General features: G+C 64.3%; 28 protein-coding genes and 1 tRNA gene. 9 read left to right on the top strand and 20 right to left on the bottom strand.

Annotated elements, in window-relative coordinates; genetic code table 11:
- Positions 1-3 precede the first annotated feature (3 nt).
- Positions 4-192: a type II toxin-antitoxin system HicA family toxin gene (locus P2G67_RS12340; protein ID WP_275823525.1), complete on the bottom strand. Its 189-nt coding sequence runs from the start codon at positions 190-192 to the stop codon at positions 4-6.
- A 326-nt stretch (positions 193-518) separates the two neighbouring features.
- On the opposite strand from P2G67_RS12340, the gene ade reads away from it, so the two are divergent.
- The 3 genes from ade (at position 519) to P2G67_RS12325 (ending at position 3,502) form a co-directional block, all read left to right on the top strand.
- On the top strand, positions 519-2,225 hold the full coding sequence (gene ade / locus P2G67_RS12335) for an adenine deaminase (protein ID WP_275823524.1): 1,707 nt from the start codon (positions 519-521) through the stop codon (positions 2,223-2,225).
- Between the two features lie 26 nt (positions 2,226-2,251).
- Entirely contained in the window at positions 2,252-3,025 is a 774-nt protein-coding gene (locus P2G67_RS12330; RefSeq protein ID WP_275823523.1) for an alpha/beta hydrolase, read from the top strand.
- A gap of 162 nt (positions 3,026-3,187) precedes the next feature.
- Entirely contained in the window at positions 3,188-3,502 is a 315-nt protein-coding gene (locus tag P2G67_RS12325) for an ArsR/SmtB family transcription factor (protein WP_275823522.1), read from the top strand.
- Here the strand turns inward: P2G67_RS12325 and P2G67_RS12320 are convergent.
- The 13 genes from P2G67_RS12320 to P2G67_RS12260 form a co-directional block, all read right to left on the bottom strand.
- Entirely contained in the window at positions 3,499-4,380 is an 882-nt protein-coding gene (locus P2G67_RS12320; protein WP_275823521.1) for an SDR family oxidoreductase, read from the bottom strand. The two genes, P2G67_RS12325 and P2G67_RS12320, sit on opposite strands and share 4 nt — an antisense overlap.
- A gap of 28 nt (positions 4,381-4,408) precedes the next feature.
- Positions 4,409-4,855 (bottom strand): type II toxin-antitoxin system RatA family toxin, encoded by a 447-nt coding sequence (locus P2G67_RS12315; RefSeq protein WP_322099699.1) that lies wholly within the window; start codon positions 4,853-4,855, stop codon positions 4,409-4,411.
- Between the two features lie 12 nt (positions 4,856-4,867).
- Positions 4,868-5,824 carry a lipoyl synthase gene (lipA, locus tag P2G67_RS12310; protein WP_275823519.1) on the bottom strand — a complete coding sequence of 319 codons (957 nt, stop codon included), beginning with the start codon at positions 5,822-5,824 and terminating at the stop codon, positions 4,868-4,870.
- Positions 5,825-5,828: 4 nt separating this feature from the next.
- Entirely contained in the window at positions 5,829-7,229 is a 1,401-nt protein-coding gene (lpdA, locus tag P2G67_RS12305; protein ID WP_275823518.1) for a dihydrolipoyl dehydrogenase, read from the bottom strand.
- A gap of 18 nt (positions 7,230-7,247) precedes the next feature.
- A complete protein-coding gene (locus P2G67_RS12300) occupies positions 7,248-8,627 on the bottom strand; it encodes a pyruvate dehydrogenase complex dihydrolipoamide acetyltransferase (protein WP_275823517.1) in 1,380 nt (459 codons plus the stop codon).
- A gap of 18 nt (positions 8,628-8,645) precedes the next feature.
- Positions 8,646-10,040: a pyruvate dehydrogenase complex E1 component subunit beta gene (locus tag P2G67_RS12295; RefSeq protein ID WP_275823516.1), complete on the bottom strand. Its 1,395-nt coding sequence runs from the start codon at positions 10,038-10,040 to the stop codon at positions 8,646-8,648.
- A gap of 70 nt (positions 10,041-10,110) precedes the next feature.
- Positions 10,111-11,088, bottom strand: a complete 978-nt coding sequence (gene pdhA / locus P2G67_RS12290; RefSeq protein ID WP_275823515.1) for a pyruvate dehydrogenase (acetyl-transferring) E1 component subunit alpha — start codon at positions 11,086-11,088, stop codon at positions 10,111-10,113.
- Positions 11,089-11,431: 343 nt separating this feature from the next.
- A complete protein-coding gene (locus tag P2G67_RS12285) occupies positions 11,432-11,764 on the bottom strand; it encodes an FtsB family cell division protein (RefSeq protein ID WP_275823514.1) in 333 nt (110 codons plus the stop codon).
- Positions 11,765-11,874: 110 nt separating this feature from the next.
- On the bottom strand, positions 11,875-12,798 hold the full coding sequence (locus P2G67_RS12280; RefSeq protein ID WP_275823629.1) for a branched-chain amino acid ABC transporter permease: 924 nt from the start codon (positions 12,796-12,798) through the stop codon (positions 11,875-11,877).
- 62 nt (positions 12,799-12,860) lie between these two features.
- Positions 12,861-13,748: a branched-chain amino acid ABC transporter permease gene (locus tag P2G67_RS12275; RefSeq protein ID WP_275823513.1), complete on the bottom strand. Its 888-nt coding sequence runs from the start codon at positions 13,746-13,748 to the stop codon at positions 12,861-12,863.
- A gap of 80 nt (positions 13,749-13,828) precedes the next feature.
- Positions 13,829-15,028 carry an ABC transporter substrate-binding protein gene (locus P2G67_RS12270; RefSeq protein ID WP_275823511.1) on the bottom strand — a complete coding sequence of 400 codons (1,200 nt, stop codon included), beginning with the start codon at positions 15,026-15,028 and terminating at the stop codon, positions 13,829-13,831.
- Positions 15,029-15,094: 66 nt separating this feature from the next.
- On the bottom strand, positions 15,095-15,838 hold the full coding sequence (locus P2G67_RS12265) for an ABC transporter ATP-binding protein (RefSeq protein ID WP_322099698.1): 744 nt from the start codon (positions 15,836-15,838) through the stop codon (positions 15,095-15,097).
- Complete coding sequence (locus P2G67_RS12260; protein ID WP_275823509.1) at positions 15,831-16,586, bottom strand: ABC transporter ATP-binding protein; 756 nt, start codon at positions 16,584-16,586, stop codon at positions 15,831-15,833. The genes P2G67_RS12265 and P2G67_RS12260 overlap by 8 nt, the downstream gene beginning before the upstream one ends.
- 250 nt (positions 16,587-16,836) lie before the next feature.
- Between P2G67_RS12260 and P2G67_RS12255 the strand changes: the two genes are divergently transcribed.
- The 6 genes from P2G67_RS12255 to P2G67_RS12235 all read left to right on the top strand — a co-directional run bounded on the left by P2G67_RS12255 (position 16,837) and on the right by P2G67_RS12235 (position 19,653).
- Positions 16,837-17,109 (top strand): BrnT family toxin, encoded by a 273-nt coding sequence (locus P2G67_RS12255; RefSeq protein ID WP_275823507.1) that lies wholly within the window; start codon positions 16,837-16,839, stop codon positions 17,107-17,109.
- Positions 17,078-17,356, top strand: a complete 279-nt coding sequence (locus tag P2G67_RS12250) for a helix-turn-helix domain-containing protein (RefSeq protein WP_275823505.1) — start codon at positions 17,078-17,080, stop codon at positions 17,354-17,356. The genes P2G67_RS12255 and P2G67_RS12250 overlap by 32 nt, the downstream gene beginning before the upstream one ends.
- Before the next feature lie 299 nt (positions 17,357-17,655).
- Positions 17,656-17,925 (top strand): LysE family translocator, encoded by a 270-nt coding sequence (locus P2G67_RS16375; protein WP_322099697.1) that lies wholly within the window; start codon positions 17,656-17,658, stop codon positions 17,923-17,925.
- A gap of 77 nt (positions 17,926-18,002) precedes the next feature.
- Entirely contained in the window at positions 18,003-18,290 is a 288-nt protein-coding gene (locus P2G67_RS16370; protein ID WP_322099696.1) for a LysE family translocator, read from the top strand.
- Between the two features lie 57 nt (positions 18,291-18,347).
- Positions 18,348-18,989, top strand: a complete 642-nt coding sequence (locus tag P2G67_RS12240) for a LysE family translocator (protein ID WP_275823503.1) — start codon at positions 18,348-18,350, stop codon at positions 18,987-18,989.
- Between the two features lie 244 nt (positions 18,990-19,233).
- Positions 19,234-19,653, top strand: a complete 420-nt coding sequence (locus P2G67_RS12235) for a DUF2442 domain-containing protein (protein WP_275823501.1) — start codon at positions 19,234-19,236, stop codon at positions 19,651-19,653.
- Between the two features lie 170 nt (positions 19,654-19,823).
- On the opposite strand, the gene P2G67_RS12230 is transcribed toward P2G67_RS12235, so the two are convergent.
- The 6 genes from P2G67_RS12230 to P2G67_RS12205 all read right to left on the bottom strand — a co-directional run bounded on the left by P2G67_RS12230 (position 19,824) and on the right by P2G67_RS12205 (position 24,519).
- The gene (locus P2G67_RS12230; RefSeq protein WP_275823499.1) at positions 19,824-20,645 is read right to left on the bottom strand and encodes a MetQ/NlpA family ABC transporter substrate-binding protein; all 822 of its coding nucleotides are present in this window, start codon (positions 20,643-20,645) and stop codon (positions 19,824-19,826) included.
- 729 nt (positions 20,646-21,374) lie between these two features.
- A tRNA-Phe gene (locus tag P2G67_RS12225) sits at positions 21,375-21,450 on the bottom strand.
- Between the two features lie 97 nt (positions 21,451-21,547).
- The gene (locus P2G67_RS12220) at positions 21,548-22,525 is read right to left on the bottom strand and encodes a S1C family serine protease (RefSeq protein WP_275823497.1); all 978 of its coding nucleotides are present in this window, start codon (positions 22,523-22,525) and stop codon (positions 21,548-21,550) included.
- Entirely contained in the window at positions 22,522-22,764 is a 243-nt protein-coding gene (locus P2G67_RS12215; protein WP_275823495.1) for a DNA gyrase inhibitor YacG, read from the bottom strand. Before P2G67_RS12215 ends, P2G67_RS12220 begins: the two co-directional genes overlap by 4 nt.
- A gap of 4 nt (positions 22,765-22,768) precedes the next feature.
- On the bottom strand, positions 22,769-23,944 hold the full coding sequence (locus P2G67_RS12210; RefSeq protein ID WP_275823494.1) for a ribonuclease E/G: 1,176 nt from the start codon (positions 23,942-23,944) through the stop codon (positions 22,769-22,771).
- Complete coding sequence (locus tag P2G67_RS12205) at positions 23,941-24,519, bottom strand: Maf family protein (protein WP_275823492.1); 579 nt, start codon at positions 24,517-24,519, stop codon at positions 23,941-23,943. The genes P2G67_RS12210 and P2G67_RS12205 overlap by 4 nt, the downstream gene beginning before the upstream one ends.
- Positions 24,520-24,534: the final 15 nt, after the last annotated feature.

The following is a 24,534-nucleotide window of genomic DNA, read 5'->3' as shown; positions in this document are numbered from 1 at the left end:
TCGTTACCGGAGCTTCAGCCCCGCCTGTCTTTCTATGGAGCGCAGCGTGCCGAACGGCATATCCCGCTGTGGATGGGGAACTGTGACAAGTCCCTGCTTTACCGGGTGCTTGAACTGCTTGTGGCTGCCGCGTTGTCGCACCTCATACCAGCCATCCGCCTCAAGGCGCTTTATGACCTCACCGCTTCGCATGTGTATTTATATGCATTGGCGAAATCCATTTCAATTGGCGTTGCCATCTCAAGGCCCCGGTGTCGCGAGCTGCTTACCGCGTTGCACGGAAGTAGATTTGGGAGAAAACCCTTCACACAACCCGGTCATTGCGAGGAGGCGAGCCGACGCGGCGATCCAGGGCCACAGGTCAGCCGCCCTGGACTGCCGCGCTCCCTGCGGTCGCTCGCAGTGCTGGGTGGAGAGACAGTGAGGGATGGCGTCGTAACCGCGCAGGAAACGCACGGCCGGTTTCACTCCCGCCGTGCGCGGATTAGACTGGGGCAACACAGACGAGGAAGTCCGGCATGACCGGTTATCAGGAAATTTTGGCCCGGCGCATTGACCAGGCGCGCGGCGCGGCTGCGGCCGATCTCGTGGTCAAGGGCGGGCGCTATCTGGATGTGGCGCGCGGCGTGCTGGAGACCGGCGACCTCGCCATTTGCGGCGACACCATCGTCGGCGTCGGGCCGGACTACCGCGGCACCTGCGAGAGCGATGCGCGCGGCCGGATCGTGGTGCCCGGCTTCATCGACACCCACGTCCACGTCGAAAGTTCGATGGTGACACCGGTGGAGTTCGGCCGCTGCGTGCTGCCGCGCGGCACCACCACGGCGATCTGCGACCCGCACGAGATCAGCAACGTGCTGGGCGCGGAGGGGCTGGAGTACTTCCTGCAGGTCGCGGGCAAGATCCCGCTGGACCTCTTCGTGCAGCTTTCGAGCTGCGTGCCGGCGACGCACCTGGAGACCAGCGGCGCAGCCCTGACGGCGCAGGAGCTTTCGCGCTGGCGCGATCACCCACGCAGCCTGGGCCTGGCGGAGATGATGAACTTCCCCGGCCTGCTGGCGAAGGACCCGGGCGTGCTGGACAAGCTGGCGGCCTTCGAGGGTCGGCATATCGACGGCCACGCTCCCATGGTGAGCGGGCGCGACCTCTGCGCCTATGCCGCCTGCGGCATCCGCAACTGCCATGAAAGCAGCAGCCTGGCCGAGGCCGAAGAGAAGCTGTCGCGCGGCCTGCAGGTGCTGCTGCGCGAGGGCAGCGTTGCCAAGAACCTCGACACCCTGATCCCGCTCCTGACCGAACGCACCTGGCCCTTCCTGGCCTTTTGCACCGACGACCGCAACCCGCTGGATATCGAGCGCGAAGGGCACCTGGACTACCTCATCCGCCGCGCCATCGCTCTGGGCGCGCCGGCGCTCGACGTCTACCGCTGTGTCTCCTGGGCCGCCGCGCGCCACTTCGGCCTTGCCGACCGGGGCATGGTGGCACCAGGACAGCGCGCCGACCTGGTGCTGCTGGACGACCTGGAGACCTGCGCGGTCAGCCGGGTAATCGCCGCCGGCCGGCCGGTGGACGAGGCGCTGCTGGCCGAGGACCCGGGCATCGCGCCCGTGGGCTACGGCTCCATGAAGCTCGCGCCCGTGACCGCCGAGGCCTTCGACGTGCCCGTCGGCCTGCCGCAGCCGGTTATCGGCATCATCCCGCTCTCCCTGGTGACTGAGCGCCTCGACCTGGCGCTGCCGGAGCGCGGCGGCCTGCGCCTGCCCGATCCCGAGCAGGACGTGCTGCGGGTTGCGGTGGTGGAGCGTCACCGCCACAGCGGCAACATCGGCCGCGGCTTCGTAAAGGGCTTCGGCTTCCGCGAGGGCGCGCTCGCCGCCAGCGTCGGCCACGACAGCCACAACGTCACCGTGATCGGCGCCTCTACGCGCGACATGGCCGTGGCGGTCAACCGTCTGATCGAACTGGGCGGCGGCTTCGTGGCCGTGCGCGACGGAAAGGTGCTGGCCGAGCTGCCGCTTCCGGTGGCCGGCCTCATGTCGGACCGCCCCTTCGCCGAGGTGGCCGCAGCACTGAAGCCGCTGCAGGCGGCGACGCAGGCCATGGGCTGCCCCCTGCCCGACCCCTTCATCCAGATGGCCTTCCTGGCCTTGCCGGTCATCCCGCATCTCAAGATCACCGACCGCGGCCTGGTCGACGTCGACCGCTTCGAACTGATCGCCGCCTGATCCCCCTCTTTCCAGACGAGTAGACCATGAGCGATACCCCCGACTTACCCGAGCCCGCGTTCCTCGACCGGGGCGACGGCCACCGCCTCGCCTACCGCCGCACCGCCGGGACCGGCCCGGGTATCGTCTTCCTTGGTGGCTTCAAGTCGGACATGACCGGCTCCAAAGCCCTTGCGCTGGAGGACTGGGCCAAGGCCCGCGGCCGCGCCTTCCTGCGCTTCGACTACCTGGGCCACGGCGAATCCTCCGGTGGGTTCGAGGAGGGGACCATCGGCCGCTGGGCCGACGACGCCATCGCCGCGCTCGACGCCCTGACCGAAGGGCCGCAGATCCTCATCGGCTCCTCCATGGGCGGCTGGATCATGCTGCTGGCGGCACTGGCCCGGCCGGAGCGCGTGGCCGCCCTGGTCGGCATCGCCCCCGCCCCCGACTTCACCGAAGACCTGATGTGGGCCGAGTTCTCGGAAGAACAGCGCGAACAGCTCCTGCGCGACGGCCGCCTGCCCCTGCCCTCGCCCTACGCCGAAGAGCCGACGGTGGTGACCCGCCGCCTGGTCGAGGAGGGCCGCGACCACCTGCTGCTGCGCGGCGGCATCCCCCTCACCTGCCCCTTACGCATCCTCCAGGGCCGCCGCGACCCCGACGTCCCCTGGCCCCACGCCCTGCGCCTGGAAGAGGCCTACGCTGGCGAGGACGTGAAGACCGTCCTCATCAAGGACGGCGACCACAGGCTGTCGCGAGAGGAGGATTTGCGGGTACTGAAGGGGGTGTTGGAGGGGCTGGTGGCCAGCCTGGATTAATCGGGGCGACCTCTCCTGTACTACCGCTTAGTTGCCACTGATCTGCTCCAACACCGCTGCCACGATCGCTTCCGGCCGATCCTCCTGCACCAGGTGCCCCGCGCCGGGCACAGGCACGCAGGTCATATTGTCATTTAGCTAAGTGACTATATGATAAGAACCATGGACAGGGCAATACAGATCAAGGCCATGGCCAGCGAGGTGCGCATGGCAGTCCTGCGCCTGCTGGCGGAGCCAGAACGGCACTTCGGTCAGCAGTGGTCGGCAGACCCGGTGGATTTCGGCGTCTGCATGAGCCTGATCGCCGAGGCGCTGGGCATCGCCCAGCCCACGGCCAGCCGGCACTTGGATATCCTGAAGCAGGCCGGTTTCATCACCGTGCGCCGGCAGGGCAAGTGGTCTTACTGCCAACGCGACGAAGCGGCGATCCGCGACTACCTGGCCTGGCTGGAAAGTGAACTTACCGCCGCAAGCTAGAGCGTGCGCAGCAGCGCCTGCAGCCCTTCACGGTAGGTGGGAAAGGCCAGCGTCACCCCCAGCACTTCTTTGATGCGACGGTTGGAAACGCGGCGGCACTCGGCGTAGAAGCTGCGCGCCATGGGGCTGAGGTCGGCGCTCTCGAAATCTTCGACCGGCGGCGGCGGCCGCTGCAACAGCTCCGCTGCATAGGCCACCACCTCGGCGGTGCTTGCCGGAAGGTCGTCGGCCAAATTGAAGTTCCCGCTCTTGTCCGGCTGCGCCATGGCGGCGGCCAGGACGGTCACCAGATCGTCCACATGGATACGGCTGAAGACCTGGCCCGGCTTGACGATGCGCCGCGCGGTGCCGGCCTGCAACGCCTCCAGCGCATTGCGTCCGGGGCCATAAATACCGGCGATGCGGAAGACGGCTGAGGTGGCACCCAGTTCCTGGGCCAAGGCGGCCCACCCGGCCTCCGCCTCGACACGGTGCTGCGCACGGGCACTGCCCGGAGCCGGCGGCGTGGTCTCGTCAACCCAGGCCCCCTGTCGGTCGCCATAGACGCCGGTGGTGGAGAGATACCCCAGCCAGCGCGTGACCCCGTCATGGTCCAACGACCGATGCAGCAGCGGCAGGACGATGTCGCGGCCCTCCTGCGGCGGGATGGAGGAGAGGATGAAGGCCGCCCCCTGCAGCTCCGGCAGCGCCGCCTCGGCGAGTGTGCCGTCCGCGAAGCGATGGGCCTGGATGCCGCGGTCGCGCAGCCGGCGCACGCCCTCCTCACTGCTCACGGTCCCGGCCACCCGCCTGCCCTGCCCCTGCAGGCGCGCGGCGAGGCAGCTCCCCGTATAGCCGAGGCCGAAGATGAAGGCCGAATGCGCCCTGCTGTCACTCATGGCCGGTCCGAGATGAAAAAAGTAGCGTCTAGCCCTTGCCGTAGAGTTCCTTCGCGCGCCCCTCAAAGGCCCCCACCATGCGGCGCACGGCCTCGTTGAACAGCGGCTGCATCACCTTCTGCAGCAGGCGGGAGCGGAACTCGAAATCCACGTAAAAGTCCAGCAGGCAGCCCTGCTCGTCGGGCAGGAAGAGCCAGTGGTTGTTCAGGTACTTGAAGGGACCGTCGATGTAGCTGACGTCTATGCGCAGATGCTGGTCGGCCTCGTCATGCAGCACCACGCGGCTAGTGAAACGCTCCCGCACCATCTTGAAGCCGACGGCCAGATCGGCGGTGACCGTCTTGCCCTCGCGCCGGCGAATGCGCGCCGCCAGGCACCAAGGCAGGAACTCGGGATAACGCTCAATGTCGGCCACGAGATCGAAGAGTTCACGCGGCTGGTACGGCATGCGCCGTTTTTCGGCATGAGTTGGCATAGAAGTGGGACTTTAGCCTGCAGCAGCGAGCTTTGCCTCACGCGCGGCGCGCAGGCGCTCGAAATCTTCGCCGGCGTGATAGGAACTGCGCGTGAGCGGCGAGGCGGACACCATGAGGAAGCCCTTGCCATAGGCCCGGCGCTTATACTCCTTGAACTCGTCCGGCGTGATGAAGCGGTCGATCGCGTGGTGCTTTGCCGTGGGCTGCAGGTACTGGCCGATGGTCATGAAATCCACATCGGCCGAGCGCAGATCGTCCATGAGCTGCAGCACCTCCTCGCGGCTTTCGCCCAGGCCGACCATGATGCCTGACTTGGTGAAGATCGAGGGATCCATCTCCTTGACGCGGTCCAGCAGGCGCAGCGAAGCAAAATAGCGCGCGCCGGGACGAACCGACGGATAGAGCCGCGGCACGGTTTCCAGATTGTGGTTGAACACGTCGGGCCGCGCCTCGACCACCACCTCAAGCGCGCCGTCCTTGCGCAGGAAGTCAGGCGTCAGGATCTCGATGGTCGTGGCAGGCGAGGCTTCGCGGATCGCGCGAATCGTCTGAGCGAAATGCTCGGCGCCCCCGTCGGGCAGGTCATCACGATCCACCGAGGTGACCACCACATGCTCCAGAGCCAGCTTGCGCACCGCCTGACCGACGTTGGTCGGCTCGAAGGGGTCCAGCGCATTGGGCCGGCCGGTGGAGATGTTGCAGAAGCTACAGGCCCGGGTGCAGATCTCGCCCATGATCATCATAGTTGCGTGCTTCTTGGCCCAACACTCCCCGATGTTCGGGCAGGCGGCTTCCTCGCACACCGTGGCCAGCTTGTGCTCGCGCACGATCTCTCGGGTCTCGTTGTAGGCGCGCGATACCGGCGCCTTGACGCGCAGCCACTCCGGCTTGCGGCGCTGCACGGGATTGTCCGGCTTGTGCGCCTTCTCGGGGTGACGCAGCCGGGGCTTTGCTTCGATGTCTGCCATGGCTCTAGAAGTGGATGGCCCGCCCGTAGGCGTCAAGCACGCTCTCATGCATCATTTCCGAGAGCGTGGGGTGCGGGAAGACACTGTGCATCAATTCGGCCTCGGTGGTCTCCAGGTTCATCGCGACAACATAGCCCTGGATCAGCTCTGTCACCTCGGCGCCGACCATGTGGGCGCCCAGCAACTGGCCGGTCTTGGCGTCGAAGACGGTCTTGACCAGCCCGTCCGCATCGCCCAAGGCAATGGCCTTGCCATTGCCGATGAAGGGGAAGCGCCCGACCTTCACCTCACGCCCGGCCTCTTTGGCCTGTTTCTCGGTCATGCCCACGGAGGCGACCTGAGGATGGCAGTAGGTGCAGCCGGGAATCAGGTTCTTGTCGAGCGGATGCACCTCCTTGCCGGCAATGGCTTCAACACAGAGCACGCCCTCATGGCTCGCCTTATGCGCCAGCATGGGCGCGCCGGCCACGTCACCGATGGCATAGACGCCCGGCTCGGCAGTGCGTCCCAGACCGTCGGCCACGATGATGTCGCGCTCCACCTTCACCTTGGTGCTGTCCAGGTTCAGGTTCTCCACATTGCCGACCACGCCAACGGCGGAGATCACCTTCTCCACCTCGATGGTCTGGCTCTTGCCCTTCTCGGCCTCGACCGTGCAGGTGACCTTGTTCTTGCCCTTGTCGAGCTTGGTCACCTTGGCAGAGGTCAGGATCTTGATGCCCTGCTTCTCCAGGCGCTTGCGGGCATGGGCCGCGATCTCTTCGTCCTCGACCGGCAGGATCTGCGGCAACACCTCGACCACCGTCACCTCGGCGCCCAGGCTGCGGTAGAAGCTGGCGAACTCGATCCCTATGGCGCCGGAGCCCACGACCAGCAGCGACTTCGGCATGCTCTCGGGCACCATAGCCTCGAAGTAGGTCCAAACCTGCTTCTTGTCCGGCTCCAAACCGGGCAGTTCACGCGGGCGCGCGCCGGTGGCCAACACGATGTGCTTGGCCTGATAGCCGGCCTCCTTGCCGTCCTTGCCCTTCACTTTGATCTTGCCCGCACCGTCGAGACGGCCCTCGCCTTCGATCACCGTGACCTTGTTCTTCTTGAGCAGGTGCCCGACGCCTGAGTTCAGCTGCTTGGAGACATTACGCGAGCGCTTGACCACCTTGGCAATGTCGAAGCCAACCTTCTCGGCCGAGAGCCCGAAATCGCCCGCGTGCTGCATGTGGGTGTAGACCTCGGCACTACGCAGCAGCGCCTTGGTGGGGATGCAGCCCCAGTTGAGGCAGATGCCCCCCAGGTGCTCGCGCTCCACCACTGCGGCCTTCATACCAAGCTGTGCCGCACGGATGGCGGCCACGTAGCCTCCCGGCCCGCTGCCGATCACCACCAGGTCGAAACTTGTGTCTGCCATCCTTGGCTCCCCTCGCGCTTAGAGCAGCATGCTGAGCGGGTCTTCGATCAGCTTTTTGAAGGCGGCGAGGAATTCGGCACCCACCGCACCGTCGACCACGCGATGGTCGACCGAGAGCGTGCAGCTCATCACCGTGGCGATCGCCAGCGCGCCTTCCTTGACCACGGCGCGCTGCTCGCCGGCGCCCACGGCCAGGATACAGCCCTGGGGCGGGTTGATGATCGCCTCGAACTGCTTCACCCCGAACATGCCCAGGTTGGAGACCGAGAAGGTACCCCCCTGGTACTCCTCGGGCTTCAGCTTGTTCTCCCGCGCCCGACCTGCCAGGTCTTTCATCTCGCGGGCGATGGTGGCCAGCCCCTTGCCCTCCGCCTGCTTGACGATGGGGGTGATCAGGCCGTTGGGTGTCGCCACGGCCACGGAGATGTCCGCATGCTCGTAGAACAGCATGCCGCTTTCGTCGTAGGAGGCATTGGCCGCCGGCACCTGCTTCAGGGCCAGCGCCGCCGCGCGGATGACGAAATCGTTGACCGAGATCTTGGTCTCGCCATTGGTGCGCTCGTTGAGCTGCTTGCGGGTGGCCAACAAGGTGTCGAGCTCGCAGTCGACCGTCAGGTAGAAGTGCGGCACCTGCTGCTTGGACTCGCTGAGCCGCTTGGCAATGGTGCGACGCATGCCGCTGAGCGGCTCCTGCGTGTAGGCCATGCCCAGCATGTCGGCCAGCTGCTTGGCACTTGGCCCTGCAGCGGCTGGGGCGGCTGCCGGTGCCGCCGCGGCTGTCTGCTCTCCGGCGGCTGCTTGTGGCTGCTTGGCATCGCCGGCAAGGGCCGCCTCGATGTCCGCCTTGACGATCCGCCCTTTGGGACCACTGCCCTGGAGGCTCGCCAGGTCGAGACCGGCCTGTTCAGCCATGCGCCGGGCCAGGGGGCTGGCGAAGATGCGCTCGCCGTCCGCGCCCTTGGGCGCCGGCGGGGCTGCGGGCTGGGAAGCCGGCTGCGCTGCGCCACTCTTTTCGGCCGCGGCCGCCTTCTCGTCGGAAGAAGCGCTCTCCTGCGCCTCTCCAGAGTCCTTCGGTTCCGGCTTCTCCTCTGATGCCTCGGACTTGGCCTCAGCCTGCTTCCCACCGCCGGATGACTTGAGGGCGCTCTCGTCCTCGCCCTCCTCCAGCAGGACGGCAATGGCCTGGTTTACGGGCACGCCCTCCGTGCCCTCCTCCACCAGGATCTTGCCCAGGCGGCCCTCGTCCACCGCTTCGACCTCCATGGTCGCCTTGTCGGTTTCGATCTCGGCGATGATGTCGCCGGCCGCGACCTCGTCACCTTCCTGCTTGTGCCATTTCGCCAACTTGCCCTCCGTCATGGTGGGCGAGAGCGCGGGCATCAGCACCTCAATCGTCATGGTCTTGGTTCCCCGAATTCAGCGGTAGCAGACCGCGCGCGCAGCCTCGACAACGGCGTCGGACTGCGGCAAGGCGAGTTTCTCGAGATTGGCGGCGTAAGGCAGCGGCACGTCAACGCCGGTCACTCGGCGCAGCGGCGCATCCAGCCAGTCGAAGGCGGCTTCCATCATCACGGCCGCAATCTCCGAGCCGATACCGGCCACCGGCCAGCCCTCTTCCACGGACACGATGCGGTTTGTCTTTTTGACCGATTCAACGACAGTGGCCGTATCCAGGGGTCGCAGGCTGCGCAGGTCGATCACCTCGGCCTCGATGCCCTCCTCGGCCAGGGCCTCGGCGGCCTCCAGGGCCTTCCCGACCATGATGGAGAAGGCGACGATGGTGACGTCCTTGCCCGGACGCACGACCTTGGCCTTGCCGATGGGCACCAGCCAGTCCTCGCTCTCCGGCACCTCGAAGGACTGACCGTAGAGGATCTCGTTCTCCAGGAAGACCACCGGGTTGGGGTCGCGGATGGCGGACTTCAGCAGCCCCTTGGCGTCGGCCGCCGACCAGGGCGAAACCACCTTCAATCCCGGCACATGGGCATACCAGCTGGCGTAGCACTGGGAGTGCTGGGCCGCCACACGGGATGCAGCGCCGTTGGGGCCGCGGAAAACGATGGGGTTCTCGATCTGCCCGCCGGACATGTAGAGCGTCTTGCCCGAGGAGTTGATGATCTGATCCATGGCCTGCATCGCAAAGTTGAAGGTCATGAACTCGACCACGGGGCGTAGGCCATACATGGCGGCGCCGGCCGCCAGGCCGGTGAAGCCATGCTCGGTGATCGGGGTGTCGATGATCCGCTTCGCCCCGAACTCCTTCAGCAGGCCCTGGGTGACCTTGTAGGCGCCCTCGTACTCGGCGACCTCCTCGCCCATGACGAAGACACGTTCGTCGCGCCGCAGCTCCTCGGCCATGGCGTCACGCAGCGCTTCGCGCACCGTCTGCTTCTTTGTGGGGCCGTCCCACTCGGGCTCCGGTTCCGGCGCAGCCGCAGCTGGCTCGGGCTTTTCGGCCGGCGCCTCAGATTTGGCCTCGGACTTGGCCTCTGCGGCCGGCGCCTCACTCTTCTGTTCCGCCGCCTTGCCGCCGCCCTCGCCTGCACCTTCCAGAGCGGCGCTGTCCTCGCCCTCTTCGAGCAGGAGCGCGATCACGCTGTTCACCGCCACAGCGTCCGTGCCTTCCGGAACCACGATCTTGCCCAGCGTGCCCTCCTCGACCGCCTCGACCTCCATGGTCGCCTTGTCGGTCTCGATCTCGGCGATGACATCGCCGGCACTGATCTCGTCACCTTCCTGTTTCATCCACTTGGCCAGCTTTCCCTCGGTCATAGTGGGGGAAAGCGCCGGCATCAGGACTTCGATCGGCATTCCATCGCTCCGCGAGTGGCGAGCGCGCTGAAGATCGCGCTCCGGTCAAGGGCGTGCAACAGGCCGGCGGTCATTCCGCGGCCTGGGTCTCGATATAGACGTCGGTGTAGAGTTCGGAGGGATCCGGCTCCGGGCTGTTCTGAGCGAACTCGGCCGCCTCGCCCACGATCTCCTTCACCCGCTTGTCGATCTGCTTCAGCTCGTCCTCATCGGCCTTCTTGTGCTTGAGCAGCGTCTCACGCAGGCGGTCGATGGGGTCGTGCTCGCTGCGCATCTTCTGCACTTCCTCGCGCGAGCGGTACTTGGCCGGATCGGACATGGAATGACCGCGATAGCGGTAGGTGAGCATCTCCATCACGTAAGGCCCCTTGCCGGCCTTGACGTGCTCGATCACCTCGCGGCCGGCCTCGCGCACGGCCAGCACGTCCATGCCGTCCACCTGGACACCGGGGATGCCATAAGCCTGTCCGCGATTGTAGAGCTCCGTGGACTTCGCGGAGGAGCGCTCGATAGAGGTGCCCATGCCATACTTGTTGTTCTCGATGACGTAGACCACCGGGAGCTTCCACAGCGAGGCCATGTTGAAGGACTCATAGACCTGCCCCTGGTTGACAGCGCCGTCGCCCAGGTAGGTGAGGCAGATGCCCGGCTCCTCATTATACTTCATGGCGAAGGCAATACCGCTGCCGATCGGCACCTGGGCACCAACGATGCCGTGGCCGCCGAAGAACTTCGTGGCGCGACTGAACATGTGCATCGAGCCGCCTTTGCCCTTGGAGTAGCCGCCGCGGCGGCCCGTGAGCTCGGCCATGACGCCCTTTGACTCCATGCCGGTCGCCAGCATGTGGCCATGGTCGCGGTAGCTGGTCACCACGGCGTCATTCTCATCGATACAGGACTGCAGTCCCACCACGACCGCTTCCTGCCCAATGTAGAGATGACAGAAGCCCCCGATCAGACCCATGCCGTACATCTGCCCCGCCTTCTCCTCGAAACGGCGGATCAGCAGCATGTCCTCGTAAAGCTTGAGAAGGGTGTCCTGGTCCATGTTCTTGGCCAGATCCGCCTGCCGAGCCGTGGCACTCTTGCCGCCTTTGGCAGCTCCACTCTTGGAAGTCCCACTCTTGGCGGGGCCGCTTTTGTTCGCGGCGGCGCGGCTGGATTGGGACCCACTGCTCGCGTTTTGGCGGCTGGTTGAACTGCTGCTCTTGCGCGAGCTACGGCTGCTCTGTCCGGTACCTGTCGCCATGGGCGCCTCCCAAGGGTGCTGCGGCGGGCTTGGCGCGCCGCTTTCCGATCATGCTACGGGCAGCACGTTAGGAGGAAAAGATGTAATCCGCAAGCAAAGGCGTAACCATCTGAAATGGTGCAATAAAAGGTGTTTTAACTTTCTATTGGTTATCTAGGTTCTGCTCGGGCAAATAAATTACAGCTTCGTCCTCTCTCAGGTAATTCAAGAGAAGGCGCGCGCGCTCTTCAAGCAAGTCTGGATCAAGGCTTTCTGGGCGCAAAAGTGAAACCCGCCGCTCCCAGGTTTCACGCTGATCGGCAACCTCCGCAGCCAGAGACCTGGTCTGAGTCAACTCCTCATTGAGCCGCTTGTAGGCCAGCAACCCGCGCTCTCCCTGCACAGCATGGAAAGCGAAATAGGCAACGGCCGCGATGGCAAGTGCCTGAGGGGCAACATGGCCCAGGGTCTGACGGATGTCGGTGAGCAGTCTCATCCAGCCAGAGAATCACGCCGCGACTCGGCCGTCAAAGGAAAAAGGCGCCGCCAGTGGCGACGCCTTCTTGAAAGTCGAAGCGGAGCAGATCCCTCCGCCCTCTTAACCCCTTACAGGGGCTTTTTGATCTTGCGGCTGAGCACGCCGATGATGCCTTCGCGGAAGGCCAGCACACCGATGACGAAGATCACGCCCTGAATGATGGTCACCCAGGCTCCGAAAGTCGCCAGGTAGTTCTGCATGGTGATGATCACGGTCGCTCCGACGATGGGCCCAAAGATCGTGCCCATACCACCCAGCAGGGTCATCAGCACGACCTCGCCGGACATCGCCCAATGGACATCGGTGAGCGATGCCAACTGGAACACCAGCGCCTTGGTGCCCCCGGCCAACCCGGCAAAGGTGGCGGAAATCACGAAGGTGGCCAGCTTGTAGCGGTTGACCTGATAGCCCAGGGAAACCGCTCGCGGCTCGTTCTCGCGGATCGCCTTGAGCACCTGCCCGAAGGGCGAGTGGACGATGCGGTAGAGGAAGAGGATGCCGAAGAACACGATCGCCAGCACCAGCCAGTAGATCGCGCGATCGGCTTCCAGGCTGATGAAGCCAAAAAGCTCTCCGCGTGGCACTGCCTGGATGCCATCCTCACCGCCAGTGAACTCTGCCTGCAGGGCAAAGAAATAGACCATCTGCGCAAAGGCCAGGGTCACCATCGCAAAGTAAATGCCCTGCCGCCGGATGGACAGATAGCCGAAGATCAGCCCCAGAAAGGCCGCGACGACCGTTCCTGCAAGGATCGAAAGCTCGGGAGTCAGGCCCCAAACCTTAGCAGAATGGGCGGCAATGTAACTGGCCGAGCCGAAATAGGCCGCGTGCCCAAAGGACAGCAACCCGCCAAAGCCCAGGAGCAGATTGAAGGCACAGGCAAAGAGCGCAAAGCACAGCACCTTCATCACGAAGACGGGATAGAGGAAAAAGGGTGCCAATACCGCGATGGTCAGAAAGGCGGCGAAGAGCGCCAGATGATGCCGCGGCATGCCCTGCGCGTAGGACAGGGATTTGGGAGTGATTGCCTTTGCCACTCTAGTCTCACCAGCCATCACGCGGTCCTCCCGAACAGGCCTGCCGGCTTCACGAGCAGAACGATTGCCATGATGACGAAAATCACAACGGAGGAGCCTTCGGGGTAGAAGACACGGGTCAGGCCCTCAACGATGCCAAGCCCGAAGCCTGTGAGGATCGCGCCCAGGATCGAGCCCATACCGCCGATCACCACCACGGCGAAGACCACGATGATCAGCTCGGCGCCCATGTTGGGGTTCACCGAATAGATCGGCGCCGCCAACACACCGGCGAAGGCGGCGAGCGCCACACCGAAACCGTAGGTCAGGGTAATCATCCGCGGCACGTTGATGCCGAAGGCGCCAACCAACGTCGGGTTCTCCGTACCGGCCCGCAGGTAGGCGCCCAGCCGAGTTTTCTCGATCATGAACCACGTGCCGAAGCAGACGATCACCGATGCCACCACGACCCAGCCGCGATAGTTCGGCAGGAACATGAAGCCGAGGTTCTGCCCACCCGAAAGCTGGGAGGGAATGTTGTACGGCAGGCCGGAAATGCCGAACTCATTGCGCAGAAGACCCTGCAGGATCAGCGCCAGACCGAAGGTCAGCAACAAGCCATAAAGGTGGTCCAGGTGGTAGAGCTTGGAGATCATCAGGCGTTCAAGCACGATGCCGAACGCGCCGACGATGATGGGGGCAAGCAGCAGCGCACCCCAGTAGCCCACACCCAGGTACTGCAAGAGCAGATAGGCGACGAAGGCGCCCAGCATATACTGCGCCCCGTGGGTGAAGTTGATGATGTTCAAAAGGCCGAAGATGATCGCCAGCCCAAGACTCAACATCGCGTAGAAAGACCCGTTGATTAGCCCCAGCAGAAGCTGGCCGAACAGGGCCTGTGGTGGAATTCCCAGGAGCTCGAACATGCGCGCGTCTCGCGAGTATGATCAGGAAAAGACGGGGACGCGCCAGATACGACGCGCCCCCGGATACCGGTCGCTACCGATTACTCAACCAGCGGGCAGTTGCCCTCTTCCATCGGCCGGAAGGCCGAATCGGCCGGGATGGTCGCCAGAACGTCATAGTAGTCCCACGCACCCTCGGACTCGTCGGGGCTCTTCACCTCGAAGAGGTAGAGGTCGTGGATCTTGCGGCCATCGGCGCGGATCTCGCCCTCACCGAAGAGCGGGTCGCTGGTCGGCGTCGACTTCATCGCCGCCATCACCGGCTCGGCATCGGTGGAGCCGGTCTCTTCGACCGCCTTCAGGTAATGCAGGACTGCCGAGTAGACGCCGGCCTGAACCATGGTCGGCATGTCGCCCTTGGCTTCCATGAAGCGCTCGGACCAGGCGCGCGTCTCGTCATCGAGATCCCAGTAGAAGGACTCGGTCAGCACCAGGCCCTGCGCTGCCTCGAGGCCGAGCGCATGCACGTCGGTCAGGAAGATCAGCAGACCAGCAAGCGACTGCCCGGCCTGCGTGATGCCGAACTCGGCCGCCTGCTTAATGGTGTTGACCGTGTCGCCGCCGGCATTGGCGAGACCGATCACCTGCGCGCCGGAGGACTGCGCCTGCAGCAGGAAGGACGAGAAGTCCTGACCCGGGAAAGGATGGCGCACGGTGCCGACAACTTCGCCGCCATTGGCCTCCACCACAGCAGCGGTGTCACGCTCCAGAGAATGGCCGAAGGCATAGTCCGCGGTCAGGAAGAACCAGCTCTCTCCACCCTGCTGGACCATGGCACTGCCAGTGCCATTGGCCAGGGCCCAGGTATCATAGGTCCAGTGCACGGTGTTCGGCGAGCAGGCCTCACCCGTCAGGTCAGATGTCGCCGCGCCCGAATTGAGCATAAGCGCGTTGGAGTCGCGCAGCACTTCATGCACCGCCAGAGCAGCGGACGAGGTGGGGACGTCGAGAATGACGTTCACGTCTTCGTCATCGATCCACTGCCGCGCGATATTCGAGGCCACGTCGGGCTTGTTCTGGTGGTCGGCGGAGACGATTTCCACGTTGATGCCCTTGGACGCAGCGTCGAAGTCCTCGACGGCCATGCGTGCCGCGATCACCGAGCCTTCGCCGGACAGATCGGCATAGAGACCGGAACGGTCGTTCAGGACGCCGATCTTGACGTCGATGTCCTGCGCCAGGGCCGAGGTCGCCATCAGCGATGCGGCCAGGCCACCCACAATCAGACCAGTTTTCTTCATACCTTAAACCTCCCTTGCGGGGCCGGTCGGCCCCCTGTTGTCGGGTGCAGACGGCACCCTGCTCCATCACACACCCAGATAGGCGTGCAACTTCTCCATGTTCGCTTCGAGATCCTCGTTGGGAATCATGTCGACCACCTTGCCTTGATCAACGACATAGTGGCGGTCGGCGACCGAAGCTGCGAAACGGAAATTCTGCTCCACCAGCACGATGGTGTAGCCATCCCGCTTCAACCACTCCAGGGTCCGTCCGATCTGCTGCACGATCACTGGCGCCAAGCCTTCGGTGGGCTCGTCCATCAGGATCATCTTTGCACCGGTGCGCAGGATCCGTCCGATGGCCAGCATCTGCTGCTCACCGCCGGACAGTTTGGTGCCCTGGCTGTTGCGCCGTTCTTTGAGGTTCGGAAAGAGCTCGAAGATCTGCTCCACCGACATGCCACCCGGCTTCACCTGCGGCGGGAGCATCATGTTCTCGTCCACGGACAGGCTGGCAAAGATGCCCCGCTCTTCCGGGACATAGCCGACGCCGAGGCGGGCGATGGCGCGCGCCGGGAGCTTGATCAGCTCAGTCCCGTCAAAGACCACCGACCCCTTCCGCTTGCCCAGAATACCCATGATGGCCTTGAGCGTCGTGGTCTTGCCGGCGCCGTTGCGGCCCAGCAGGGTGACCACCTCGCCCTGACGCACATCGAAATTGATGCCGTGCAGCACGTGGCTCTCACCGTACCAGCCCTCCAGGTTCGAGACCTTCAGCAGGGCGCCTTGCGTGTTCGCGTCCCTGCGCTCTTGCAGCATAGCGTCAGCCATGTCCGGCTCCGATATAGGCTTCGATGACCCTCGGGTCCTTGGAAACTTCCTCGTAGGGGCCTTCCGCCAGGACCTTACCCCGAGCGAGCACTGTGATCCGATTCGACAGGTTGGCCACCACCGAGAGATTGTGCTCGACCATCAGGATGGTGCGGTTGGCAGCGATCCGCTTGATCAGCGCCGTGATGCGCTCCACGTCCGCCTCGGCCATGCCAGCCATGGGCTCGTCGAGCAGCAGCATTTCCGGGTCAAGCGCAAGCGTTGTCGCAATCTCCAGCGCGCGCTTGCGGCCGTAAGGCAACTCTGCAGCTTGCACTTCGGCAAACTCGGTCAGTCCGACATCCGCCAGAAGTTCCGCGGCGCGGTCATTGTACTGATTGAGCACCGTTTGCGAACGCCAGAAATCGTAGCTGTCGCCGCGCTTACGCTGCAGCGCAATGCGGACGTTCTCAAGTGCCGTAAAGTGTGGAAAAACGGCGGAGATCTGGAAGGAGCGCACCAAGCCAAGCCGCGCAATATCCGCCGAGGCCATGCTGGTGATGTCATCGCCCTTGTAGGTGATCTTGCCGCGCGTGGGCTGCAGGAACTTGGTCAGGAGATTGAAGCAGGTGGTCTTGCCCGCCCCATTCGGCCCGATCAGGGCATGGATCGAGCCCCGCTCGACCGAGAGGTTGACGTCGTCGACAGCGACGAAGCCCTTAAATTCCTTGGTTAGCCCTACAGCCGTAAGAATGGCGTCTGCTGCCATTAAGACATCCCTCCCAGTCACTCCCGCAGCGGATACCTAGCGGGATTCTGACGCCCGCGCCACCCGCCTCGTTGCGCCGGGTGGGGATTAATGACTTCAGGCGGGTTTGACAACAGGCGACATGCTATCGTTCGCAAACGACGTGCGTTTTCATGCAGAGAGTGACGCCCACGAGTGCTGAACAACCTTCGTTGCCATACTGGCGAAGATTGGGCTTTGTGCGAACTACGGAAATGCCGTATAATGACGCATGGCTAACCGCTTCGACCCGGCCAAGGACGCCCTTAACAGGAAAAAACACAATCTGCCTTTGTCTCTCGGGTCCCGGATCTTTGAGGACGACAGTCATCTCGTCCTGCCTACCTTCCGACCGGAGGATGGCGAAGAGCGCTTCAAGGTGGTTGGCGTGGTGGAGCAAAGCATGTTCACAGCGGTTTTCGTTTGGCGGGACGCCGAGCCTCGCTTCATCTCAGTTAGAAGGAGCAACAAGCGTGAAGAGAAAGCCTATCGCGATCCCGGCTGATCCCACCGACCCGGAGGATCGGGACGTCACGACAGAGGGCTTGAAGCGCGGGCAGCGGGCGCGGCTGATCCGCATGACCCGAACGGAACTGGGGCTAACGCAGACGGAGTTTGCACAACGGTTTCAGGTGCCGGTGGGCACCCTGCGCGACTGGGAGCAGGCGCGGGTGATGGCACCGGATTTTGCCATCGCCTATATCAAGGTGATCGCTCAGCATCCGGACATGGTGGCAAAAGCAGTCGCGTAGCCGCGCCGGCCGCGACCAGAGCACCAGCAAACCTTTCCCACTTTTCCAGACAGTGCCGCGCGGGCGGCGGCCTCGACGCCCATCTTTCGTGTACTGTGCCCTGGTGAAGCTGGAGAACTCGCCAGGGGCACAGGCGGGGGCAGATGGGACTCCTGCGCATTCTGAATTCAGAGCTATTTGGCTGACCACTTAATCTGGAACTCGATCTCTTCCTCCCCGGCTTCCCGTTCATGCTCGATGTTGTAGGTCGCGCGAACAGGGACCGAGACCCTAGCGCGATAGAAAGAAACGAGGGGGCGATGATGCCAGAAACTACTAGCTTGATTGCTTTCGCGCTCATCGCGCTCGGGATGGTGCTCACGCCCGGCCCTAACATGGTCTATCTGATTTCAAGGTCCATCTGCCAAGGCCGCATGGCAGGCTTGATCTCGCTGGGAGGCGTCGCCCTCGGCTTTGTCTTCTACATGATGTGCGCTGCATTGGGGATCACCGCGGTCGTCATGGCCGTTCCCTTTGCCTATGATGCGTTGCGTTTCGCCGGCGCACTCTATCTGCTCTATTTGGCATAGCAGACGGTGAAGCCAGTCGGAAGGTCGCCGTTCCAAGTGAAGAACTTGCCGAAAGACAGCCCCCGCAAGCTGTCGTGATGGGTTCTCTGACCAATCTGCTCAATCCTAAGATCGCCGTCATGTATCTATCGCTGCTGCCGCAGTTCATAAGCCCCGAGCATGGTAGCGTGCTGGCTCAATCCTTGATTCTCGGCTTTATGCAGATCGTCATAAGCGTGAGCGTCAACACAATGATCGCCGTCGCGGCCGGAACAATCGCGGTCTTTCTCGCCAGCCGCCCAACGTGGCTTGTCGTGCAAAGGTGGCTGATGGGCACGGTTCTGGCGGGCCTTGCCGTGCGCATGGCTACGGAAGCGCGCCGCTAGATTTAGTCAGGAATTTCGCGACAGTCACTTTTAGCCCAAAATAGATAAGGAGCTGTGATGTTGGACGGATTATTGCCTTGGTTACCCGGTTTCGCTGCCGCCTATGCGATCCAGGCGGTCGCGGTTGCCTCGCCTGGCCCCGGGGTCGCCCTACTAATGGGGCTGGCGCTGTCACGGGGACGGGCGTCGGCGCTCGCTGCATCGTTGGGCATCGCAGTCGGGGCGGCCAGCCTCGCGCTGGCCACCACCCAAGGGCTGGGTTTGGTGATGGAGCGGGTGGGCTGGCTATCAACCATGATCCGCGTCGCCGGGGCCTGCTACCTGATGTGGCTGGCAATCAACGCCTGGCAACGAGCGTTGACTCCACCAACAATAGGGATCGCACCACCCCTCGGTGCGGGCGGGATGGCGCGATCCTTCGCGACTGGGCTCATCATGCAGTTGACCAACCCCAAGGCCATCGTCTTTTGGTTGGCCATTGCCACCGTCGGGGCCACCCAGAACGCGCCAGCGGGCGTGGTCGCCCTGTTCGTGGCCGGTGCCTTCGCTTTGTCGCTGGCTGGCCACGGTGTCTATGCGGTGCTCCTGTCGTCGCGTCCCTTCCGGCTAGCCTATGACCGGGCGCGGCGGTGGATCGAAGCCGGGATCGGTGCCTGTCTGACCTGGTTTGCATTTCGCCTTGCGACCGAGAGGGGTTGAGATCATTTCCGTCTGCCCTTGGGTTGCGACAATGGTGAAACCGGGCCGCTTGATCGGCGAAGGTCCAGGATGGATACCGTCAGTCACATCACCGGAGCAGGGCAGGCGAGAATCAACCTGCTGGGGCCTGACGGCGGTCCCGAGATCGTGTCTAGCGTCGGCATCAAGCGTACCGACCTTCGGCGGCTCCTTGCCGAGGTGAGAGAGCGCCGCAACCACTTTCTTCAGGAATGGGAGCGAATTCATGGCCAACCTGACCGACGCGCAGTTTGAGGCGGCCGAAGCGCGCGGTCGCACGATTCTCGAAACCGAACCTCGGGCAAGGTCCGCGCGCTATGACCGCAAGAGCGGGCGTGTTGTCATCGATCTGGTGAACGGCTGCACCTACGCCTTTCCCACACAGCTCGTGCAGGACCTGCAAGGGGCCAGTAACGATGATCTCGCCAACGTCGAGGTCGAGGGGCTTGGTTTCGATCTGCACTGGCCAGCGCTGGACGTGGACCTCTACGCTCCCGCCCTGATCGCCGGTATCTTCGGGACACGCGACTGGATGACGAAGGAACTGGCCCGGAGAGCAGGACAGGCCAAGTCGCCGGCTAAGGCAGCGGCGGCGCGTGCGAACGGATCGAAGGGCGGCCGACCGCGAAAGGCGGCAAAGGTCTAGTCGGCGTAAGACTAAAGTACAGAGCAGATTGCGTTCAGGTGAGTCTACCTGAACGCAATCTGCTTATCTTATGAAGATCCCGGTTCATTGGTAGAAGATGAACCACCGCCGGCGCCTGGGGTGCAGGCACCTAGGTTGACGCCTGCACCCCAGGCCGCCAACCCAGCCTTTTACCAGGTCGGCAGGATCGTCCCCTCGAAGGTAACGTCGATGAACTCCCGAACTTCCTCGGAACTGTAGATGTCGATGAAGCGGCGGATGGTGGGGTCCTCCGCCCGATCCTCCCGCACAGCCCAGACGAGGGTCCAGTCGGACTCCTCACTTTCGATGATCAGCGAATCGTGCGGATCGAGCCCCGAGACCACAGCGTAGTTCAAGGTGATCACCGAGGCATCGAGGTCCGAAAGCGAGCGCGGCAGCTGCGCCGCATCCAGTTCCACGAAGCGCAGGTCCCTGGGATTCTCCGCTACATCGAGGATCGTTGCCGTCGCCCCTGCCCCCTCGGCCAGGGTGAGCAGACCGGCCTCGCCGAGGAGGAAGAGCGCCCGTGCCGCGTTGGTCGGGTCATTGGGGATGCCGATGGACGCGCCTTCCGGCAGCTCCTCGATGGTGTCCGCACTTTCCGAGTAGAGCGCCATCGGCACCACGATCGAGGAGTCGAGCGGCACGATTTCGTAGCCGCGGGCTGCGATCTGATTGTCGAGGTAGGGCTTGTGCTGGAAGTTGTTGGCATCGATGTCGCCGTTGTGCAGTGCCTCGTTGATCATGGTCCACTCTGTGAACTCGATGATCTCCACGTCGAGGCCTTGCTCGGCAGCCAGGCGGGCCGCCTCATCGAGCACCTGCCCATAGGGCCCGGCAGAGACGCCCACCCGCAGGCTTTCGGCCGCGGCGGGGGAAGAAAAGACGAGCGCCGTGGCGAAGCCGGCCGCCACGAAGGAAGCGCCGGAAAGCAGACGCGTCAGCGATACGGAAACAGAAAAGAAAGCCATCGTGCAGTAATCCTCTTGAAGGCAGGCGCCAGGGGAGCCTTCCCCAGACGCGTACCTATCGTTCTTGAGAAGCAGTCTGTTGAGGTCGCTGTAGCGGCCGTCCGGGGCCGGACGGCCAAGGCATGAGCGTCGCCGCCAGGCAGGTGGCAGCGCAGCGCGATGCAGCTATTCTAGAAGTGATGGTATCGCATGGCGGCGTCTCCCCTCAGCCAGTCACCGGGCGAGACCACGAACCACGTCGTGGCGCTTTAGCATTTGATCACGCGGTGCAAGCTGCCCTCAAATCCCGCGAGCCGATCATGGAGCCACCCAGCCGTGAAGGCAGGCGCAGCTTTGCCAGAGTTTAGATCGCTGTCAAGAGTCGGAAAGCTGAAGGTCCGCGAGGAAGGCTGAGCGCGCGGAGGTGGCGGGCGCCGTTGCGCAGGCAGCCGCCCGCACCTGCGGTAGCTGGTCCTATGCAGGCAAGGATGCCTGCATTCGTGGAGGCCCCGGCCGGCTGCACCGGCAGTGCCAACAGGCAGCGGCGCCCGAGGCCGCAGGCTGCCAGCCTGCGCTGCCCTGGAGCATCTGCGGCGAGATCAGGGAAGTAGCGTCAGGGGAATAGCGGCGCCGTCCCCCTCCTCCCCAACACGGGCGATACAGGTGGTGACGAGGCAACGAGCACCCCGACGACACGCCCCCGCATCATCAAGAGCGCAGCAAAGGACGACGGAATGGACCGGAAAAGAATGGTGCCCAGGGGCGGAATCGAACCACCGACACTGCGATTTTCAGTCGCATGCTCTACCAACTGAGCTACCTGGGCGCCGGCCACCGCGGTGGCGACGGCTGGGTGTATAGGAGATGACCGGGTAGCTGTCCAGCCTCTTCGACGCATTTCTCGCGCCGAACTCCGGCGACGGCTACTGCAGTGTCAGAGTGACGGTTTCGCGCACCTCACCACGACGAAAGGTTATGTAAAAGCTCTCCTGCGGACGGTGGAGATGGACGGCGGTGTTCACGTCCGCGGCTGAAGCGATGGGCCGCCCGGCGATCTCCACGATCAGGTCGCCTTCGCGCAGTCCGGCACGCGCCGCAGGGCTCTCCTCAGTGACACGGCTCACCACAGCGCCGGCAGCCAGTACCTGTTCCTCTCGCGAGGGATCACGCACCCGCAGGCCACTGTTGCCGCGCAGCACCTCGCCATGCTGTTGCAGGTCCATGCTAACGCGGCGCAGCAGTTTGGCGGAGACTGCGAAATTCACACCCGCATTGGTATCCGCGTCACTTGCAAAAATGGCGGAAACCAGGCCCGCGAGACGCCCCTCGTCATCCACCAAAGCCCCGCCCGACATGCCGGGATTGATCGCCGCGTCGGTCTGGATGAAGTCTTCTATCGCATTGAACCCGGTACTCGTGCGACGCAGGGCCGAGACCACGCCGCAGGTCACGGATAAGCCGAGCCCAAAAGCATTGCCCACGGCACAAACCGGATCGCCCAGGTCCATATCCATCTCCAGCACATCGGCCAGCATAGGGACCGGGAGGTCGGTATCTATCTTCAGCAGGGCGATATCGCTGTCGGAGTCGACACCAACCAGTTCCGCAGGACGCAGCCTGCCATCGGCCAGGCGCACATCGATGGATTCGGCATTGGCGACGGCATGGTAGGCCGTGGCGAGATAGCCTTCGGGCGCAATGGCAACGGCGCTGGCCTCCGGCGCAACGCCCGGAGGCAACTCTGGCGTACCGCCCTGGGGGTGCCCGGGCCAGACCGGCAGCACCGAGACCACGGAGTCCATGATTTCGCTATCAAAGGCACTGGCATCGCCATGGCCCCCGACCGGCACCAGCAGCAGGGCGAGAGCCAGGGCGCCGCGGCGCAACGTAAGTCCGCTCACGATTGGCCCTCCTTCCCATCTTCCTCGAAGAAGCCACTTTCGGGCTGATCCTCCGTTGGAATGCGATAGCGCTCACCGAGCCAGCGGCCGAGATCGATCTGCGCACAGCGTGCGGAACAGAAAGGACGCCGCTCCCGGACGGATGGCTTGCTGCAGATGGGACAGCGCTCGCCCGCACTCTCGTTTTGAAGGCGGTTGGCGGCGTGTCGGCGCGGAAAGGGCAGGATGCGATCGCTCATGGCATCACTCTATCACAATTTCCGCCAGTTCGACTGCCCTGCCCGGCTTGATATCGCACGCGAGGGCGCGGCCGCGCCGGGTCTCGATCGCAGCCCGTGCCGGGGCCGCCGGACCGCGCAAAGCTGCCTCCACCGCCGGTGCTACATGCAGCCGTGGGCGCGCCGTCGGCGGCAGAGCGCGGACCCGCCGCAGCAGTTCATAGGCGACAGCCACGGGATCGCGCGCCCAGCCCCCGCCGCCCAGGCCGCATCGGCGGCCCAGCAGCTCGTGCAGGGGCGGCCGGCTGCGCCGCCGGGTGAGTTCGAAAAGCTGACCGCGCGGCGGGAAGAGTTGCACCGGCTCCGGATCCCCCTCCAGAGCCTTACGCAGGAATTCCGCCAGCCGTTGCCGCTCCTCCCGCCCGGGCATCTCGAGAAAATCGATCAGAACCCGCCCGGAAAGATCACGCAGACGCAGTTGATGGGCGATTTCCCGGGCCGCTTCCCGGTTGACCTCAACGCTGCGCCGCGCCCCCTGCCCGCCGTGCGCGCCCGCATTGACGTCGATGGCCGTCAGGGTGCGCACCGGCTCGATCAGCAGATTTCCACCGCCCGGCAACGGCACCAGGGGCTGCACCAGGGCCTCCACTTCAGCCTCCAGCGCATTGCCAAAGCTGCTGCCCTGCCGATCCAAAATCAGTCGATCGCGCAGCTCGGGTCGGTCACGCAGGGCGCCCTGAGCGGCGGTGAAGGATTCAAGATCATCGAAGATCACCTCGTCGGGCGGCTGCTCGTCGCTGCGCAACAGCTCCAGCGGGTCGTCTCCAGCACGCAGCAGACAGGGCGGCTTACGCGCTGCATCCTGCTCTGCCCCCTCGGCGCCGGCTGCAACCGCGAAGGCGAGACGCGCGCCCTTGTCGTCGCTGGGGGCACGGGTGATGCGCACCCGCAGCGCTTCGCCCTCGGTCGGGCGACGCTTGCTGCGGCCCAGGGGCAGCAAGCCGGGACGCTCCAGGCCAATGTCGACGAAGGCCGCGTTGAGACCGGCGTCCAGCGCCTGCACCCGGCCGAGCAGCAGATCGCCTGCGGCCCCAGGTCGGTCAGCGCGCTGCACACGCAGCCAAAGCAGGCGCTCCCGTGCGTCGAAGCGGAAGACCCGGGTCTCCCCGGGCAAGCTGCTGATCAGGAGTCGTCCGCTCACGCCTTCCAGCCAAGCCCGCACAGCATTGCCGCCGTTTCCGCCAGGGCGAGACCGACGACGTTGCTATAGGAGCCACGAATCCATGGAATGAAGGCAGCCGCCCGGCCCTGGATGGCATAGCCTCCTGCCTTGCCATGCCATTCCCCGCTATCGATGTAGCGGTCCATTTCTCGGGGCGTCAGGCGCTTGAATTGAACCACTGTGGTCACACGCCGCCGAGCCTGGCGCCCATCGGGTGCAAGCAGAGCAATCCCGCCGATCACGCGATGGCGCCGGCCGGACAGAAGCTGCAGACAATCCAGAGCCTGCTCCTGCGTTTCGGCCTTGGGCAGGATGCGCCGGCCGAGTGACACCACAGTATCGGCCGCGAGAATGAAGCTGTCGGAGTTCATGGCAGCCACCGCCTCGGCCTTGCTGAGGGCCATACGGTCGGCATAGTCGGCGGGCAGTTCGTCGGCGCCAGGCGTTTCATCCAACGCAGCCGGCACAACCCGGTCCGGTTCGATATCGATTTGCCTGAGCAGTTCCAGCCGCCGTGGAGACGCAGAGGCGAGCGCCAGTGGCGGCACTGTCATGAGCGCGCTCCCGCC

Source organism: Aquibaculum arenosum, assembly GCF_029222965.1.
Taxonomy (GTDB): Bacteria; Pseudomonadota; Alphaproteobacteria; order Kiloniellales; family DSM-21159; genus Aquibaculum; species Aquibaculum arenosum.
This window is presented reverse-complemented; position numbering and strand designations above follow the sequence as displayed.